General features: G+C 66.6%; 14 protein-coding genes. 8 read left to right on the forward strand and 6 right to left on the reverse strand.

From position 1 onward, the window contains the following. Positions 1–105 precede the first annotated feature (105 nt). Both AC07X6_RS25840 and AC07X6_RS25845 read right to left on the reverse strand, forming a co-directional pair. Positions 106–3,270: a S8 family serine peptidase gene (locus tag AC07X6_RS25840; RefSeq protein ID WP_494792841.1), complete on the reverse strand. Its 3,165-nt coding sequence runs from the start codon at positions 3,268–3,270 to the stop codon at positions 106–108. Between the two features lies 1 nt (position 3,271). Next, a complete protein-coding gene (locus AC07X6_RS25845; protein WP_494792842.1) occupies positions 3,272–4,087 on the reverse strand; it encodes an NF038120 family PEP-CTERM protein in 816 nt (271 codons plus the stop codon). Between the two features lie 440 nt (positions 4,088–4,527). On the opposite strand from AC07X6_RS25845, the gene AC07X6_RS25850 reads away from it, so the two are divergent. Together AC07X6_RS25850 and AC07X6_RS25855 are read left to right on the forward strand one after the other, a co-directional pair. Then, entirely contained in the window at positions 4,528–5,448 is a 921-nt protein-coding gene (locus tag AC07X6_RS25850) for a histidine kinase (RefSeq protein WP_494792843.1), read from the forward strand. Beyond that, a complete protein-coding gene (locus AC07X6_RS25855; RefSeq protein WP_494792844.1) occupies positions 5,445–6,104 on the forward strand; it encodes a response regulator in 660 nt (219 codons plus the stop codon). Before AC07X6_RS25850 ends, AC07X6_RS25855 begins: the two co-directional genes overlap by 4 nt. Here the strand turns inward: AC07X6_RS25855 and AC07X6_RS25860 are convergent. Both AC07X6_RS25860 and AC07X6_RS25865 read right to left on the reverse strand, forming a co-directional pair. After that, positions 6,101–8,578 carry a TonB-dependent receptor gene (locus AC07X6_RS25860; RefSeq protein ID WP_494792845.1) on the reverse strand — a complete coding sequence of 826 codons (2,478 nt, stop codon included), beginning with the start codon at positions 8,576–8,578 and terminating at the stop codon, positions 6,101–6,103. The two genes, AC07X6_RS25855 and AC07X6_RS25860, sit on opposite strands and share 4 nt — an antisense overlap. Positions 8,579–8,670: 92 nt before the next feature. Next, entirely contained in the window at positions 8,671–9,132 is a 462-nt protein-coding gene (locus AC07X6_RS25865) for an Lrp/AsnC family transcriptional regulator (protein WP_070217690.1), read from the reverse strand. Positions 9,133–9,231: 99 nt separating this feature from the next. On the opposite strand from AC07X6_RS25865, the gene ilvB reads away from it, so the two are divergent. After that, positions 9,232–10,986 carry a biosynthetic-type acetolactate synthase large subunit gene (gene ilvB / locus AC07X6_RS25870; RefSeq protein ID WP_494792846.1) on the forward strand — a complete coding sequence of 585 codons (1,755 nt, stop codon included), beginning with the start codon at positions 9,232–9,234 and terminating at the stop codon, positions 10,984–10,986. A gap of 141 nt (positions 10,987–11,127) precedes the next feature. Here the strand turns inward: ilvB and AC07X6_RS25875 are convergent, their stop codons facing one another. Continuing rightward, on the reverse strand, positions 11,128–11,985 hold the full coding sequence (locus AC07X6_RS25875) for a helix-turn-helix domain-containing protein (RefSeq protein ID WP_494792847.1): 858 nt from the start codon (positions 11,983–11,985) through the stop codon (positions 11,128–11,130). A gap of 113 nt (positions 11,986–12,098) precedes the next feature. Between AC07X6_RS25875 and AC07X6_RS25880 the strand changes: the two genes are divergently transcribed. From AC07X6_RS25880 to bamE, 5 genes are read left to right on the forward strand one after another with little or no spacing between them, the layout of a single operon-like run. Beyond that, positions 12,099–13,535 carry a cytochrome P450 gene (locus tag AC07X6_RS25880; protein ID WP_494792848.1) on the forward strand — a complete coding sequence of 479 codons (1,437 nt, stop codon included), beginning with the start codon at positions 12,099–12,101 and terminating at the stop codon, positions 13,533–13,535. Positions 13,536–13,571: 36 nt separating this feature from the next. After that, complete coding sequence (locus tag AC07X6_RS25885; RefSeq protein ID WP_474294484.1) at positions 13,572–14,033, forward strand: GNAT family N-acetyltransferase; 462 nt, start codon at positions 13,572–13,574, stop codon at positions 14,031–14,033. Next, positions 14,030–14,389 carry a nucleotide pyrophosphohydrolase gene (locus AC07X6_RS25890; protein ID WP_494792849.1) on the forward strand — a complete coding sequence of 120 codons (360 nt, stop codon included), beginning with the start codon at positions 14,030–14,032 and terminating at the stop codon, positions 14,387–14,389. The genes AC07X6_RS25885 and AC07X6_RS25890 overlap by 4 nt, the downstream gene beginning before the upstream one ends. Positions 14,390–14,438: 49 nt before the next feature. Then, positions 14,439–15,227, forward strand: a complete 789-nt coding sequence (locus tag AC07X6_RS25895; RefSeq protein ID WP_494792850.1) for a hypothetical protein — start codon at positions 14,439–14,441, stop codon at positions 15,225–15,227. Continuing rightward, a complete protein-coding gene (gene bamE, locus AC07X6_RS25900) occupies positions 15,224–15,532 on the forward strand; it encodes an outer membrane protein assembly factor BamE domain-containing protein (RefSeq protein ID WP_494792851.1) in 309 nt (102 codons plus the stop codon). Before AC07X6_RS25895 ends, bamE begins: the two co-directional genes overlap by 4 nt. A gap of 34 nt (positions 15,533–15,566) precedes the next feature. Here the strand turns inward: bamE and AC07X6_RS25905 are convergent, their stop codons facing one another. Next, positions 15,567–17,222, reverse strand: coding sequence for a methyl-accepting chemotaxis protein (locus AC07X6_RS25905; RefSeq protein ID WP_494792852.1), 1,656 nt, complete (start codon positions 17,220–17,222; stop codon positions 15,567–15,569). Positions 17,223–17,321 lie beyond the last annotated feature (99 nt).

Below are 17,321 nucleotides of genomic sequence, written 5' to 3' on the forward strand. Positions count from 1 at the left end.
ACCGGGGGCCTTACCGTCATGCAAGTGCTATTCCTCCCGAACGGGGGGGCGTGCATAAAAAAAGGCGTGCCCGGGGGCACGCCTTGCGTTCACGCAAAGAACGGTTTACTCGGCCAGCACCGGCCTGGCGCCGCGCGCGTTCTGGAACAGCGGCACGGGATCATTGGTATTGACCTCGACCACCGTGACGCCCTGTACCACGCCAGCCACCTGGTAGCCGACGGCGCCCAGGTGGCGCTTGCCTTCGGCCAGGTTGGACCAGCTCAGCGAGACCGTCGCGGTGCCGCCCGTGTAGGCCGTACCCGGCATCAGCGCCTTGAAGTTGCCGTTGTTCAAGCCGGGCGCCAGCACCCACGACGACAGGGTGTAGTCGGCCTGGCCGTTTTGCGGCGCAAAACCGATCACGCACACCTTGTACGTGCCGGCGGCGGGCAGGCGCAGTTCCACTTGCTCATTGGAACTTTCGTTGCCGCTGCTGCCGACCAGCACATTGGCGGCGTTGTAGACCTCCATGTCCATGTCGGTATTCGCCCCGCCCGTCGTTTCCGCATCGTAGGTGGCGAAGCGCGCCGCCAGGGTGCCGGCCGGGATCACCACGTTGTGCACGTTCACGCCCGTGGCGCCGCCCGCCTTGCAGGCAGCCGATGCGGCAGCGCCCGTCGCCGCCTGGCCAATCGTGCGCGACTCGCGCACGGCTTCGACCAGGCCCGACTTGACGCCCACCAGCGCGCCCGTGAAGCCCGTGCCCAGGGTCAGCACCTTGCTGCCCGTGGCCGCTTCGCTGCTGACCAGCGGAATGGCGGCCAGCGCCGTGCCGCGCGCCGTCAGCGGGCTGCGCACCGTGTGCGTGCCATCCGTCCAGCTCAGGGCGCCATAGGTCCAGGTATTGGCCGGCGCCGTGGTGCGCGTCAGCTTGACCTGGTACTGCGCCCTGGCGCCGGGCGCCAGGCTCAAGCTCGTTGGCGTCACCGCCACCGTGTAGCCGGGCAGGCTGGCCGAGACGTTGTAGACGGCGCTGCTGGCGCCCACGTTGGTCACCGTGCGCGTCAGGGTCTGCGTGCCCAGCACGTTGGCCGCCGTCAGCGACGCCAGGTTCAGGTTGTAGGCGGCGATGCCGCCGATGGCCTGGCACGTGGCGGCGCTGTAGACCTTCAGGTTCAGGCCGCACAAGAAGCGCGCATAGTCGATTTCCGACATGTCGTACACGAGGCCGGGATCGGCCGCGCTGTTCGGCGCGATGTGGCCGGCGCCCTGGCCCCACGGCAGCTGGCCCGCAGTCTTCGCCGTGGCATCCCACGACACGGAACCGTTCAAGCCATCGGAATACGTGCTGAAGGCCGTCGTCATCAGCGCCGACTTGATGGCCGCGGGCGACCAGTCCGGATGCTGCTGCTTGAGCAATGCCGCCACGCCCGCCACGTGCGGGCTGGCCATCGAGGTGCCGGAATAGAAATCCCAATCGGCCACGGGCGCCGCGCCGCCGGCCGCCACGGCATCGCGCTGCGCCGGCGTCAGGTCGGCCGTCACGCCGGCCAGCACGTTGGTGCCGGGCGCCGACAGGTCCGGTTTCAGGATGTTCGCATTGGCCACGTTCGGCCCGCGCGAGGAACGGTCGCTGACGATGGGCGCCTGCACCGTGGTGTCGGGGATCGTATGCACTTCGCCCAGCGCCGCCGTGCCGTCGGGCGTCGCCGCCATGAAGGCCTTCAGCGCGTCGCCCTGCGCCTGTGCCAGGTGCACCGTCGACAGCACGTGCGCCTGGTTGATGATGGTGTTGGCGCCGCCGGCCACGTTGGCGATGATCACGCCCGCCGCGCCCGCCGTCTTCGCGTTCGCGCTCTTGTTGACCAGCACGTTGCCGCCGCGGTCGCACACGAGTATCTTGCCCGCCACTTTCGCCGGATCCAGATAGGCGGACACGGCATCGGCCGCGCCGAAGCAGCGCAGCAAATTGAGGTCCGTCGGCGGCACGCCGGCCAGGCCCGCGTCGCGCGACTGGATCAGCGGCAGCGCCGACGTGTTCGCATTGCTCGACGCGCCCTCCAGCTTCGTGCCATTGCTGAGGATGACGTTGGCCGCGTACAGGCGGTTGTGGGTGGAATTGGCCACCGTCGCCAGCCACGGGCTGATGTGCGAGACGGGCGCCGGCACGTCGGGCGCGGGCGTGGCCGGGCCGGAATTGCCGCCGGACGTGGCGACGAACACGCCGGCCGCCGCCGCGCCGAGGAAGGCCACTTCCGTCGGTTCGTCGAAAGCGCCGCCGCCCGCGTTCGGGCCGATGGAGAAGTTGATGACGTTGACGCCATCCTTCACGGCCTGGTCGATGGCGGCCACGCTGTCGGCCGTGGCGCAGCCGTTGCGGCCCGTCGAGGCGGCCGTCCAGCAGACTTTATAGGCGGCGATGCGGGCGCGCGGCGCCATGCCCGAAGCCTTGCCCAGCGATACGCCGTTCGAGGTGGCCAGGGCGCCATTGTTGCCGCCGGCCGTGGAGGCCGTGTGCGTGCCATGGCCGCCGTGCCCCGTCAGGCCGGCGACGGAATCGCGCGGCGACAAAAATTCCGTCCAGTGCAGCGCCGAGGTGGCGGCGCGGTAGTAGCGCGCGCCGATCAGCTTATTGTTGCAATTCTCGGCGGAGAAACCTTCGCCCGTCTGGCAAGTGCCCTGCCAGCTGGCCGGCGGCGCGCCATACACGACGTTGTTGCCGCTGTGGCTGGGCACGCCATTCTCGTCGAGGCGGTCGGCAAAGGCCGTGTTCTCGGGCCAGATGCCGCTGTCGACGATGCCGATGATGATGTCTTCGCCCGCGTGCGCCTTGCCGCCCAGCTGTTCCCATATGCCGCCCGGCTTGTCCAGGCCCAGGAAGCTGGGCGTGTAGCTGGTGTCGAGCTGCAGGATGGAGTCGGCGCTGATGCTGGCCACGCCGCTGTTTTTCTTCAGGGCCCGCACTTCATCGTCCGTCAGCAAGGCGGAAAAGCCGTTGAAGACGACGCTGTACCGGTGCGTGACTTCGGCCGCGCTGACGGTGCCGGCCACGGCGGCCTGCCTGGTGTCGAGGTAATTCAGATAGGCCTGCACGTCGGCCGCGCCCACGTTGATGCGCGCGCCCGGCGCCGGCCTGGTGGCGGCCAGGCCGTCGACCTGGCCCGTGTAGGTGGCGGCCGGCTTGTCGACCAACTGCACGATGTAGGAGCGGCGTTCCTGCGCCTGCGCCGCTTGCGCCAGGCTGGCGGCCAGCAGGAGGATGGCGAGTGAAACGGGACGTAGTTTCATCTCACGCTCCTTGCACGGTGGACGCGGCGAACTTGCCGCTGCGGCGGCGCGACAGCATGCCGATGGCGCCCAGGCCGGCCAGCATCAGCATGTAGGTCGACGGCTCCGGCACGGCGCTGATATTGATGTTGTCGAGCGCAAACTGGCCCTGGTTAAAGGCGGGGAAATCGATGGAATTGCTGCACGCGCCCGTATCGTTGAAAATGCAGGCGTTGAAGGTCAGGCCCGTGAAGGCGTAGTTGCTGAAGCCACCCAACAGGGAAGCGCTATGGAAATAGTAGTTGCCATCGCTGCCCTGGCCGGGAAATGCCAGCGAGGTGCTGACCACCTGGCCATTGCCGAGGGTGCCGCTCAGCTGCAATTCGCCCCACTGCATGTTCGGCAAGCCGGACACGGGCGCGATAAAGGAATAGTCGAAACCGGTCAGGGTGAATGCCTGGTGGTCGGCGCGCGCAAAGTTCACGCCGCCATCGTTGAGGATGGCCAGGTAATTGCCGCTGGCGCCCTGCGGGCAGGCGGCGATATCGCACGACGAGCCCACGCGGCCGTCGAGGATGGCGCCCACGCCGCTGACGCCGCCGCCGGCCGCCGTCGTCGGGTCGGCCAGGAACAGCAGGTTGTAGCTCGACGTATTGAGCGTCTGGCCGCTTTCATAGACGTCGGGACGCAAATTATCGAAGCTCAGGACATCGGCCATGGCCGGCGCCGAAGCCAGCACGGACAAGGTGGCCAGCGCGGCAAGGACGGTGGCGCGACCGCGGGTAGCGGGCGGATAGACGGTGGCGGGCGATACCCGCGCAGGTGATAAACGATTCATTCTATTCCCTTGATTGTTGTGGATAGATAGGTCGGCAGGTCTGTCGCCCGCTTTCAGCTTTTTCACAAAAGTGCCAACAAATATAGCAAATCGCATAAAACAAATATCATATTTTTAATATCATTTATTTATTTTTTATCTAAGCCTGCGAAACTTTGTTTTGTTTTATCTATGAGAGTTTGAGTAACCTCAACGTTACATTTGAACAACAATTCATCGCACAGCTGGCGTGTGCGCCAGCGTGCGGGCAGAACTTCGGATAAGCTCGAAAACCGCGCCTCCCGTCACGGCCAACCCGACCGTCACATCGCGGTACAACTGTTCCATCCTGGAACAGTCATCCATCCCCCTGCCCCGCATGACGCGCCCACCGCGGCTCTTGCAGCGATGGCATGAAGCTTGCACAACAAGGGGATCGACCGTGCTCAGGGAACCGCATCATGGAACACCATCAACTTGGCGCCCAGGCAGGCGCGCGCTCCCGGCCACGCCGGACCGTCCTGCTGTGCGGCGCGCTGGCGCTGGCTTTTTTCCTGCTGGCCGCCAGGCTGGACCTGGCCGAACGGCTGACGCGCGCGCTCTGGCGCCAGGAGCACTGGCAACTCGATGAACTGGCCCTGAGCCTGCTGTTGCTGGCGCTGTCGCTGGCCGGCTTTGCCGTGCGGCGCGGACGCCAGGTGGCGCTGCTGCTGGCGCAAAACCGCGCCCTCACGCAGCGCCTGCTGCGCGCGCAGGAAGAAGAGCGCTGCGCGCTGGCGCGCGAGCTGCACGATGAAGTGGGCCAGGACTGCACGGCCATCCGCGCCGCCGCCAGCTACATCCTGCGCGCGCGCGAAGGCGACCAGGCGAACGTGCAGGCGTGCGCCGCCAGCATCGCCCGCTCGTCAGAAGCGCTGCACGCGATGGTGCGCAGCATGCTGCGGCGGCTGCGCCCGCCCGTGCTCGACAGCCTGGGCCTGGCGCCGGCCCTGCAGGCGCTGTGCGACAGCTGGGCCCAGCAACACGGCATCGCCTGCCATTTCGCGCATTTCGCGCCGCAGGCCATCCCCGCCGGCCTCGATGACGGCACGGCCACCGCCATCTACCGCCTGGTGCAGGAAGGCTTGACGAATGTGGCGCGCCACGCGGGCGCCGACCATGCCACGGTGGAATTGCGCGCCGATGCGCACGGCGTGCTGCACCTGGCCATCGAAGACAATGGCCGGGGTTTGCGCCAGGACAAAACGGAAGAAGGCGGTTTCGGCATGCTGGGCATGCGCGAGCGCGTGGCCGGCTTGCGCGGCCATATCCGCTGGATCAGCAGGCTGGGCAACGGCTTGCGCATCGAAGTGGCGATGCCGCTGGCGGCCGGTGCGGCATGAACGCGGCGCTGACCCCGGTCCGCGTGATGCTGGTGGACGACCATCCGGTGGTGCGCTCCGGTTACCGCCGCCTGCTGGAACAGGGGGGCGACATCGCCGTCGTGGCCGAGGCGGGCAATGGCGAAACGGCGTATGCCTTGTACCAGGAGCACGCGCCCGACGTCTGCGTGACGGATTTGTCCATGCCCGGCATCGGCGGCCTGGAATTGCTGCGCAAGCTGCTGGCCCGCGATGCCGGCGCGCGCGTGCTGGTATTTACCATGCACGACACGCCGCAGCTGATCGCGCGCGCGCTCGATGGCGGCGCGTGCGGCTTCGTCAGCAAGCAAGCCGACCCGGAACACCTGGTCGACGCCGTGCGCGCGGCCCACGCGGGCCGGCGCTACCTCGATCCGCACAGCACGCCCGGCGTGCTGCAAGGCACGGCCTGCATGGAAGCACAGCGCTTGAGCAGCCTGAGCCAGCGCGAATTCGAAATCTTCCGCCTGCTGGCCGAAGGCCGCAGCGCCGCCGACTGCGCCCGCCTGCTGCACCTGAGCAGCAAGACCGTGGCCAACCACCAGACCTGCATCAAGGAAAAACTCGACGTGCCCGGTCCCGCCGCCCTCGTCCACCTGGCGCTGCGCAATGGCATTATTGAAAGCAGCCACCCTTAAAATACATAGCGCAAGCCCGCATTCACGCTGCGCGGCGCGCCGGCCGCATAAAAGGTCGCGTTGACCATCGGATACTCGCCTCCCACGGCGGGTAGCGGCCGGGCGGCGAAATTGCCGTTGGCGTCGAAGCCCGTGGCGCCCAGCTGGGCCGCCGTCGCATATTTGCGGTCGAACAGATTATTCACCTGGGCGAACACGCTGAGCCGTGGCGTCAACTGGTACTTGCCGTTCAGCTCCACCACGGCGTAGCCGCCGCTCTTGCCCGATCCCAGGTACGACGCCCCGCCCGCCTGGTGCCGGTTGTTTTCATTGCCGCGCGCATAGGAACTCGACACGGCCGTCATGGCCAGCCCCACCGTCCAGTCGCGTCCGCCTTGATAGTCCATGTGCGCCTTGAAAATGTGGCTCGGCGTCAGCGGTATCCGGTTGCCGGGCGTGATGACGATATTGCCTTCCAGGCCAGGCGCATCCGCGTCGCTGCTGCTGTTGGCGCTGCCGTTGACGAGCTCCCGGCTTTGGTACGTCGCCTGCAGCCACGTGTAGTTAACGCCGAAGTCCAGCGCGCCGGCCTTGCCGTCCAGCGCCAGCTCGACGCCCTGGTGGCGCGTCTTGCCGAAATTTTTAAAATAGCCGAAACCGGCCTGGTTGTCGGCCACGAACAGGATATCGTCGTGGTTTTCCGCGCGGAACACGCCCGCGCTCCAGCGCGCCACGTCGGCGAATTTGCCGCGCAGGCCCGCTTCCCACGTCTTGGTGACCACCTGTTTCAAGGGCGGGTCACCGGCCATGGCGTTGGGCAGGCGGCAGGGGTTTTCCGGGTCGGCGCAACCGAGTTCGATGGCCGTTGGCGTGCGGCTGCCTTCGTTGTAGCCGAGGTAGGCGCTCACGCCCGCGGCCGGCGCATAGGCCAGGCCGATGGCGGGATTGAAGCGGCTGAAACGGTGGTCGCCATCGAGCGAGCCGCTGCCGCCGCCCGGCGTGATGGCGTCGCGGTTGTGCACGGTGCTGCGGTTGTAGCGGCCGGAAACGGTCAAGGTCAATGCTTGATTGAACGCAATGCTGTCGCTCGCATACACGCTCCACGTGCGCATGCGCCCGCTCAAGTCGACCCGGTTGTCGACGGGCGTGCCATCGTCGTCGATCTGCGTGCCGTCGGCAAAGAAGTTGACGGGCGTGATGCTGCGGTCCGGGTTCAGATAGCCGAACTGGCTGGTCTGGCGAAACGTGGCGTGGCTGGCATCGAAGGCGGCGCCGGCCGTGACGGCATGGCGCGCGCCGGCCAGGTCGGCCAGCGCCGTGAACTGGCCCGACAAACCATAGTTTTCCTGCTCGGTATGGCTGCGGTTGAGCATGCCGTTGCATTTTTCGGCCGGTTCATCGTTCAGCAGCACGTTGCCGATGCAGCGCCACTTCGGAAATGGCGTATTCGACGCATTCGCCCCGCTGGCGGGATAGCCCGTGTAGCCGGCCGCCGCCAGCGCCGCCCGTTCGGCCGCGCCGGGCTGGTAGACGGACTGGTCGAGCGACTCGTCGTTCAGGTCGCCGTTGAAGGTGTGCGTGTCGATCTTGCGGTAGTACACATTGCCGGACAAGAGCAAGCCAGCGCCGGCCTGGTGCTTGCCCGTCAGGTTCAACAGAGTCGACTTGTTCTGCGTCAAGTCAGGCTTGGTGTAGACGCTGCGGTAATCGCGCGCCAGCATGCGCTGCTCCTGCAAGCCGTTGCCCGTCAGCGCATTGTCGGCGTGGGCCACGGTGACGGCAATGTCCGTGCGCGCATCGCTCCAGCCCAGCTTGCCAAACAGCTGGCGCACGTCGGACGGGGAATCGTCGCGCCAGCCATCTTCCTTGTAGCGGTTGCCCGTCACGTACCAGTGCCAGCCCTGCGCATTGCTGCCGCCATGCTCGGCCTCGACGCCGCGCCGTTTGCCGGACCCCAGGCGCGCTTCGACGGCCGTGCCGGGATTGCTCTTGCCATCCTTGGTTTGCAGGGCCAGCGCGCCGCCCAGGGTGTTCAGTCCAAACAGCGGGTTCGAGCCGGGCATCAAGGTCAGCGAGGCGATCGCCATGCGCGGAATCAAGTCCCAGCTGACGACGTCGCCGAACGGCTGGTTCAGGCGCATGCCATCGAGATACACGGACAGCCCTTGCGGTGTGCCCAGCAGGGGCGACGCCGTGTAGCCGCGGTAGCTGACGTCGGGCTGGAACGGGTTGTTCTGCACCTCGTTCACATAGACGCTGCCCAGGTTGCGGCGCAGGAAGGCGGAAATGTCGAGCGCGCCACTATCGGCGATCTGCTGCGCGCTGGCCGTCTGCACGGGCGCGGCCAAGGCATCGCGCGGCTGCTCGACGGTGGGCAGCGGCATGCTGCCCGTGATGATGACGGTGGGCAAGTCGCCCGAGGTGGCCATCGCCGGTTCGGCGGCCTGCGCCTGGCACAGCGCCATGGCAGCGGCGGCCAATAAAGTCAGTTTCATGCGTCTCCCCGTTTTTATAGTGGTTTTATTACTGTCCAGTATCGGACAGCCACCGGGGATGGGCTAGGGAAAAACTCCCGCCGTGTACAGGTTCACCGTTGCAGGGGCAGGTAGCTCTGCTTGAGCTGGCGCAACACAAAACTCGATTTGCTGTGGCGGATGCCGGGAATTTTATACAGGCGCTCGCGCAACAGGCGTTCGTAGTCGCGCGTGTCGCTCACCGCAATGCGCAGGTAGTAATCGTAGTCGCCGGACACAAGAAACGCTTCCAGTACTTCCGGGATCATGGCCAGCGCGTGGCCGAATTCGAACAGGGCCTGGTCGGAATGGTCGTCCAGCGTCACTTGCACGATGACGGTGTCGGCCAGCCCCACCTTGGCCGCATTGACGTTCACCGTATAACCCTCGATGACGCCATCGTCTTCCATGCGCTTGATGCGCGCCCAGCATGGCGACGAGGTCAGGCCCACCTTGGCGCTCAGGTCGTGCAGGCTGATGCGGGCATCCTGCTGCAGCGCCGTCAGGATGGCGAGGTCGAATTTATCGAGCTTCATTCTGTTCTTTCACTATTTTGCAGCAAATTTTGCTGAACAACGCATTCTATACGAGAAAACCAGCAGCCTTTTCTGCCGCAACAGGCAGAAAATAAGGCCATGAAACCCGATCCCGCTCCCCTCCTCGCGCGCGCAGCCCACAACGGCGCCAGCACCCTGATCGATACCCTGCTGGCGCTGGGCGTCGATACCGTCTTCGGCTATCCGGGCGGCGCCGTGCTGCCCCTGTACGATGCGCTGCACGCCCAGCCTCGGCTGCGCCATATTCTCGTGCGCCACGAACAGGCGGCCGTGCACGCGGCCGAAGGCTATGCGCGCAGCACGGGCCGGCCCGGCGTCGTCTTCGTCACGTCCGGCCCCGGCATGAGCAATACCACCACGGGCTTGCTTGACGCCCTGTGCGATTCGATCCCCGTGATCTGCATCAGCGGCCAGGTGGCCACCACCAGCATCGGCACGGACGCCTTCCAGGAATGCGACGCGCTGGGCATTTCGCGCCCCGTCACCAAGTGGAACCGGCAAATCCGCACGGCCGACGAGACGGCCGCCGTCGTGCAGGAAGCGTACGCGCAAGCCACGCAGGGCCGGCCCGGCCCCGTGCTGGTCGATTTTCCCAAGGATCTGCAGCTGGCGCCGGTGCAGGCAACGACGGTGCTTGCCCCTGCCACGCCGGCCCCGCTGCCGCCGCCGGCCGCCGCCGATCTCGAACGGGCCGCCAGCCTGATCGCCTCCGCGCGCCAGCCCGTGTTCTATGGAGGCGGGGGCCTCGTCAATTCCGGCCCGGATGCCTGCGCCGCGTTTCAACAATTAGTGAAACTGGCGGCCGCGCCGTGTACATTAACCCTGCTGGGCCTGGGCGCCTTTCCCGCCTCGCACCCGGCCTTCCTCGGCATGCTGGGCATGCACGGCACCTTGGAAGCGAACCTGGCCATGCACCATGCCGACCTGGTGATTTGCGTGGGCGCCCGCTTCGACGACCGCGTGACGGGCAGGCTGGACGCCTTTTGTCCTGGCGCAAAGGTCATCCACGTCGACATCGATCCGGCCTCGATTGGCAAGGTGGTGCGCGCCGACGTAGCCCTGCGCGGCGACTGCGCGCCCGTGCTCGCCGCCCTGCTGGCGCAGCTGCGCGGGCGATTGCTGGCGGACCGCCAGCCGTGGTGGCAGCGCATCGACGGCTGGCGCGCACAGGATTCGCTGGCGTTCGACGACACGCCCGGCGTGATCGCGCCGCAGGCGCTGATGCGCCGGCTGCAGGCGGCGCTCGACAGCATGGATGGCGGCGACGCCATCGTCTCGACCGACGTGGGCCAGCACCAGATGTGGGCGGCGCAGCATTTGCGCTTCGAGCAGCCCCGGCGCTGGCTGACTTCGGGCGGCGCCGGCACCATGGGCTATGGCTTGCCGGCCGCCATCGGCGCGCAGATCGCCCACCCGGATGCCTGCGTCGTGTGCGTCAGCGGCGACGCGTCGATTCTGATGAATATCCAGGAACTGGCCACGGCCGTGCAGCACCGCCTGCCCGTGAAGGTGGTGTTGTCGAACAATGGCTACATGGGCATGGTGCGCCAGTGGCAGGAACTGATACACGGCGGGCGCTACAGCCACAGCTACACGGAAGCGCTGCCCGACTTCGTCGCCCTGGCGCGCGCCTTCGGCTGGCAGGCGCACACGGTGAGCCGGCGCGAGGAACTCGACGCAGCGCTGGCCGCCTGCCTGGCATCAAGCGGCCCCTACTTCCTCGACGTGCGCGTGCATGGCGCGGAAAACTGCTTCCCCATGCTGGCGCCCGGCGCGGGGCAGCATGAAGTCACTTTGGCAAAAGGCGTGGTATTCCAGGAACCCGCTACGTAAAACCTATCCCCCCGCAGCGTCCCGATGCCTGACAAAACCGTAGCGAGCGGAAGGGAGAGGTGGCTAAGAAGCGCAACCGTACTCTAGTACGGTGAGCATCGCAGGCCGCCTATACCGACGCGCAGTAGGTTTGGTCAGGCATCAAGCCCATATCCGATAGATCCAGTAACTCTCGTCGTCGCGGCTGGCGCGCGCCAGTTCGGTGGGACTCAAGCCCGTGATGGCGCGCACCTCGCGGCACAGGTGAGCCTGGTCGGCGTAACCGCCCTCGGCGGCGATATCGCTCCATGCGGCATTGCCTTGCAGCATGGCCTCGCGCGCGTCGAGAAACGACTGTTCCGCGCGGTGCATGCGGCGCAGGGTGCGCATGGGCTGGCCGGCCCAGGCCTTGATGCGGCGCTCGATATTGCGCACGCCGCTGGCCAGGCCCGTCGATGCGGCCTGCACGCCCAGGCGGCGCACCCAGTCTTGCACGGCGCCGGCCGGATGGTCGCCGTTCTTGCGCGCCACCGCCCAGCGCGGCGCGAGAAAATCCTCCACCAGCCTGACGCGGGCGGCATCGTCGGGCGCGGCCAGCACGGCATCGGACAGCGCCAGCCAGTCGGCGTCGAACAGGGGTTCGAGCGGGCGCACCTGGTCGAACAGGACGGCCATGTCGATGCCCGTCAGCGCATGCAGGGCGGCCGGATACAGCATCACCATGAACGAGTGCACGGGGCCGGGGTTGTAGCTGACCAGCGGATAGCCGCGCGGGCCGCTGAACAGGGCGGGCGGCATGCGCACATGCAGCAAGTCGGGGCCGGGCGCCGCCGCCTCGACCTCGCCCGCGACGGTCCACAGCAGGCAGCACATGGGCGTGGCGGGAAAGCGGTTCAGGCGCTGCGCGGGCGGCAATGGCGCGCTGCGCGTGGTGTCGCGCACGAGGAAGGCGCGCACGCAGGAGGCGAGCGCGGTGCGCGGCGCGATCAGACGGGTCAGGGGCATAGGGGCGGCAGGCATGGCGACGATTGTACCGGCAAAGCCGGGCGCCGCGCGATGTCGTATTCGTTCAAGACGCTCGCCGGCAAGCGCGCTACAGTGATGTCATTGTCGCCATCCACCAGGAGTACGCCATGCCACCGCTCGACCACGCCGCCGCCCCCGCCACCGCCCTGCGCCAGATCCGCCAGTTGCCGGGGCCGTTCGCGCTGCCCATCATCGGCAACGCGCTGCAAGTAAGACTGCCGCGTATCCACCGCGACGTGGAAGGCTGGGTACGGCGCTACGGCCCCCTCATGCGCGCCTGGTTCGGCCGCACGCTGGTGCTGGTGGTGGCCGACAGCGAGGCGGTGTCGGCCGTGCTGCGCGACCGCCCGGACGGCTTCCGGCGTCCGCTGTCGAGCTACACGATTTCCGTGGAAATGGGCGGCATCCCCGGCCTGTTCCTGGCCGAGGGCGGCGAGTGGCGCAACCAGCGCCGCATGGTGATGGCCGGCATGGCGCCGGGCGCGATCAAGGCGTATTTCCCCGCGCTGGTGACGGTGGCGCAGCGACTGCAGCGGCGCTGGCATCTTGCCGCCACGCAAGGCAAGGCGATCGACCTGGACGGCGACCTGAAACGCTACATGGTCGACATCATCGCCGGCCTGGCCTTCGGCACTGCAGTCAACACACTGGAATCGGGCGAGGACGTGATCCAGCGCCACCTCGACGCGATCCTGCCCGCCGTGGCGCGGCGCAGCCTGTCGATGGTGCCGTACTGGCGCTACTTCAAGCTGCCCGTCGACCGCCGGCTGGACCGCGACGTGGCGGCGCTGGACGTGGCCGTGGCCGACCTGGTGCGGCAGGCGCGCACCCGCCTGGAACGCGATCCCGCCCGGCGCGTGCGGCCGCCGAACCTGCTCGAAGCCATGATCGCCGCCGCCGACGAAGCCGGCAGCGGCGTGGACGACCGCGCCGTGGCCGGCAATGTGCTGACCATGCTGCTGGCGGGCGAAGACACGACGGCCAATACGCTGTCCTGGATGATTTATTTGCTGCAAAGCAATCCGCATACCCTGGCGAAGGCGCGCGAGGAAGTGCGGCGCCTGGCGCCCGACGCGGCGCAGTTCACCCTGGCGCAGATGGACAGCCTCGACTACCTGGGCGCCTGCGCCAGCGAAGCCATGCGTCTGAAACCGGTGGCGCCCTACATCCCGCTCGAGGCGCTGCGCGACACGGTGGTGGGCGACGTGGCCGTGCCCGCCGGCAGCATGCTGTGGTGCGTGATGCGCCACGACAGTGTGTCCGATACGCACTTTCCCGACGCGCAAGCGTTCAAGCCCGAGCGCTGGCTGGCCGGCAATGCGGAAGCCAGCGACAAGCGCGCCGCCATGCCGTTCGGCGCCGGCGTGCGCACGTGCCCGGGCCGCTACCTGGCCTTGTTGGAAATCAAGATCGCCATGGCCATGCTGCTGGGCAGCTTCGACATCGCCGGCGTCGATACGCCCGATGGCGGCGAGGCGCAGGAACTGATGGGCTTTGTGATGTCGCCCATCGGCCTGACCATGCGCCTGGCGCCGCCGCAGTGATACCATGAGGGAATCTCAGTCAACGTGCTTTCCCCCATGCAAATTCACCTGGAATCGCCGCAGCAAGCGGACGTGCAGACCCTGATCGCCGAGCTTGATGCATATCAACAAACGCTGTATCCGGCCGAGTGCGTCTATTCACTGGATCTGGCCTCCGTGCCGCCGGACACCCTGCTGTTTGCCGTCGCCCGCGATGCGGCGGGCGCGGCGCGCGCCTGCGGCGCCATCGTCGTCACGCCCGCATTCGGCGAACTCAAGCGCATGTACGTGCACCCGGACAGCCGCGGCCTGGGCCTGGCCAAGCGCCTGCTGGCCCTGCTGGAAGAGCAGGCGCTGGCGCGCGGCTGCCGCCTGCTGACCCTGGAAACGGGCATCCACCAGCCGGAAGCCATCGCCCTGTACGCGCGCCACGGCTACCAGCGGCGCGGACCGTACGGCGGCTATCGCGACGATCCATTCAGTGTCTTCATGGAAAAACCGCTGCAGGCGGCCGCATGAGCGCGCCCAGCGACAGCCTGCTCGATATCCGCGCGCGCCTGCGCGCCTTTGCCGACGAGCGCGACTGGGACCAGTTCCACACGCCGAAAAACCTGGCCATGGCCCTGTCCGTGGAAGTGGCGGAACTGGCCGAGCACTACCAGTGGCTGCCGACGGGCGCGGACGCCGAGCTGGACGATGCCAGGCGCGCGGGCATCCGCCACGAGCTGGCCGACGTGCTGATGTACCTGGTACGGCTGGCCGACAAGAGCGGCGTCGACCTGCACGCGGCCGTGCTGGAAAAGATGGCACTCAACGCGCAGAAGTATCCGGCGCAGCAGGTGCGCGGCGACGCGCGCAAATATAGCGAATACTGATAGACCCACCCGTGCGTGGCCGCCGCGCAAAAAAGCGTAGCATCAGGCCATGCGCATTCATCCCTCCCTGCTGCTGGTTCTGCTGCTCCATGGCGCTGTTGCGCTGGCGCAAACCGCGCCCGTGCCGCAAGTGAAAGTGGACGCCACGCGCGACCCCGTCGACAAATCCTACCGCAAGATGCTGCAGGGCGTGGACCGCTTCGAGCGCGACCATGCCCTGGCGCCGCAGGCCGTGCTGCGCTTTCGTTTGCTGCCGCGCCAGCCCGGCGTGAACATGACGGGCGTGCAGCTGCGCATCGCCGGCGACACCGTCAGCATCCCGTTACCATTGGCAGAGGACAACAGCTTTGCCCCCGTGCGCCATGCGCAAGCGGCACGCGAGGATGCCGTGCTGATCGCCAACCGCAAGGCGTCCACCATGAGCTGGCGCGCGCAGGTGATCACGCCCGGCTTGCCGCCCGGCACGCGGCGCCTGGGCGACCTGCGCCTGGAATGCCGCGCCGGCATGGATTCGGGGCTGATCTCGAACGATCCGCAAATCATCGCCTGGCTGTCCAGCATGCTCTACAGCACTGATAAAGTGTGTTCCGAGCCGGACGGCAACTATCTGTTCTTCACGGAGCGGCCCCTGTTCGGCGTCACCCTCGTGCATGGCGAGCGCAGGGTTGCGCTACCGTTCACCATGCTGTACGCGGGCGGCGAGCAGACGCCCGCCTCGCTGCCCTATTGCGATTGCCAGGTCTTGCTTGACCGCACATATTACGCGCCCCTGTGGGATGCCAGCTGGCCCGACGATACCCTGCTGGAATTTGACTATATGGACGAGGTGGCGCCATGAAGCGGCTGTCGCTGATCGTGCTGATGCTGCTTGCCGCGTGCTCGGGCACGCGCGCCTTGCAGGCAAGCAAGAATGTACCTTACGCTACGCTGCAACAGACGGTGCAGCCGGGCAGCAGCACGCGCGAACAGGTGCGCGCCGCGCTGGGAGACAGCACCTCGATCCGCTTCGACAGCGGCAACGAAGTGTGGATGTACAGCTACCCGGCCGCCTCGGGCGCGCAGGGCGAATATGTGATCTTGTTTGGCGGGGATGGGGTGGTGAAGAAGGTGCGCAGCGGCGAGGTGTACCGGGTACGGAAGTAGCTCCCGCCAGCGTTGCACTGGCGGGATGATGGTCTTAGCGTGCCTTCAGCAAGGCGCGCGCCGCCACGCCAGCGCCCACGCTGCGGCCCACGCCGGCAGCCTTGCGCTTGGGCGAGGCCTTCAGTTTGAAGATGCCGATCGACTGGGCCACGCTCTCGGTGCGCTGCGCCAGGTTGGTGGCGGCCGCGGCGGCCTGCTCCACCAGCGCCGCATTCTGCTGGGTGATGCCATCCATGTGAATGACGGCCTGGTTGACTTGCCCGATGCCCTGGTTCTGCTCGCGCGTGGTCGAGGAAATCTCGTCCATCATTTCCGTCACGCGGGCCACCGAAGCGATCACTTCCGCCATGGTGGCGCCCGCATTGCTGGTCAGCACGCTGCCCGCGTTCACGGTGGCGATCGAATGGTCGATCAGGTTTTTCACCTCTTTCGCCGCGGTGGCCGAGCGCTGCGCCAGGCTGCGCACTTCGCCGGCCACGACGGCGAAGCCGCGGCCGTGCTCGCCCGCGCGGGCCGCTTCCACGGCCGCGTTCAAGGCGAGGATATTCGTCTGGAAGGCAATGCCGTCGATCAGGCCGATGATGTCGAGAATCTTGCGCGACGAGCTGCTGATCTCGTCCATCGTGGTGACCACTTCGCTGACGATGGTGCCGCCCTTGGCAGCGATGGTGGACGCCTGCACCGCCAGGTCGTTGGCCGTGGACACGTGGTCGGCGCTGTTTTGCACGGTGGACGTCAGTTCTTCCATGCTGGCCGCCGTCTGCTCCAGGCTGGACGCCTGCGATTCCGTGCGGCTGGACAGATCCATATTGCCCGTGGCGATTTCCGCCGTGGTGATGCGGATATCCTCGAAGTTGGCGCGCACGTCGCCGATGATGCTATGCAAGTTGATATTGGTCTGGCGCAAGGCCGCCATCAATTGACCCATGTCATCATCGCGCACCTTGTCGATGACGCCCGTCAAGTCGCCGCCGGCCATCTTGCGCGCCACGGTGATGGCGTCGCCCAGCGGCGCGACGAGGGAATTGTGCAGATGGGCCCAGAAATACAGCAGCAGCGCGACAGCGGCGGCGGCAGCGCCGCTGAGCCAGCTGCGCGTGGCCGTGCTCGTGTCGCCGTCGATATTCCACACGGCGCAGCCGAGGATGGCCAGCACCACGCCAAAGACGATGCAATGCAGGGCCAGGTCTTGCGACAGGGTCAATTTGCGCCACTCGGCCAGCCTGGCGGTCCAGCCCTGGCGCACGACGCGGCCGTTGCGGATCGCCAGATTGGCGCTATTGCCGTCTTTAAAACTTTTATACAGGGCCGACGCCTCGTTGATCTGCTCGCGCGTGGGCTTGGTGCGCACGGACATATAGCCGATCGGGCGGCCGTTTTCGATGACGGGCGTGATATTGGCGAAGACCCAATAAAAGTCGCCATTCTTGCAGCGGTTCTTGACCATGCCCGTCCAGGGCATGCCCGTCTTGATGGTGTCCCACAGGTCGGCGAACGCTTCGGCCGGCATATCGGGATGACGCAAAATATTCTGTGGCGCACCCAGCAGTTCCATTTCTGAAAAGCCGCTGACTTCAATGAAATACTGATTGGCGTAATTGATGTTTCCCTGTAAATCCGTCGTGGAAACAATCGTCATGCCTTCATTTAATACGTATTCATTTTGCGTGATAGGCGTATTGACCCGCATCGTCGCTCCTCTATTTTTTTTCAACTAGCATAACAAAAACATAAAAACAATATACCACATCAAGCACCCATGATATATCGCTCCGGCGACAGTGACGCC

This window comes from Janthinobacterium sp. GW460-12-1-14-LB5 (assembly GCF_059423585.1).

Bases quoted from the DNA above. Each gene is read 5' to 3' on its own strand.
- AC07X6_RS25885 (WP_474294484.1), top strand. From the start codon at position 13,572: ATGCAAATTCACCTGGAATCGCCGCAGCAAGCGGACGTGCAGACCCTG.
- AC07X6_RS25895 (WP_494792850.1), top strand. From the start codon at position 14,439: ATGCGCATTCATCCCTCCCTGCTGCTGGTTCTGCTGCTCCATGGCGCT.
- AC07X6_RS25875 (WP_494792847.1), bottom strand. From the start codon at position 11,985: ATGCCTGCCGCCCCTATGCCCCTGACCCGTCTGATCGCGCCGCGCACC.
- AC07X6_RS25855 (WP_494792844.1), top strand. From the start codon at position 5,445: ATGAACGCGGCGCTGACCCCGGTCCGCGTGATGCTGGTGGACGACCAT.
- AC07X6_RS25905 (WP_494792852.1), bottom strand. From the start codon at position 17,222: ATGCGGGTCAATACGCCTATCACGCAAAATGAATACGTATTAAATGAA.
- AC07X6_RS25845 (WP_494792842.1), bottom strand. From the start codon at position 4,087: ATGAATCGTTTATCACCTGCGCGGGTATCGCCCGCCACCGTCTATCCG.
- ilvB (WP_494792846.1), top strand. From the start codon at position 9,232: ATGAAACCCGATCCCGCTCCCCTCCTCGCGCGCGCAGCCCACAACGGC.
- AC07X6_RS25860 (WP_494792845.1), bottom strand. From the start codon at position 8,578: ATGAAACTGACTTTATTGGCCGCCGCTGCCATGGCGCTGTGCCAGGCG.
- AC07X6_RS25865 (WP_070217690.1), bottom strand. From the start codon at position 9,132: ATGAAGCTCGATAAATTCGACCTCGCCATCCTGACGGCGCTGCAGCAG.
- AC07X6_RS25880 (WP_494792848.1), top strand. From the start codon at position 12,099: ATGCCACCGCTCGACCACGCCGCCGCCCCCGCCACCGCCCTGCGCCAG.
- AC07X6_RS25840 (WP_494792841.1), bottom strand. From the start codon at position 3,270: ATGAAACTACGTCCCGTTTCACTCGCCATCCTCCTGCTGGCCGCCAGC.
- AC07X6_RS25850 (WP_494792843.1), top strand. From the start codon at position 4,528: ATGGAACACCATCAACTTGGCGCCCAGGCAGGCGCGCGCTCCCGGCCA.
- AC07X6_RS25890 (WP_494792849.1), top strand. From the start codon at position 14,030: ATGAGCGCGCCCAGCGACAGCCTGCTCGATATCCGCGCGCGCCTGCGC.
- bamE (WP_494792851.1), top strand. From the start codon at position 15,224: ATGAAGCGGCTGTCGCTGATCGTGCTGATGCTGCTTGCCGCGTGCTCG.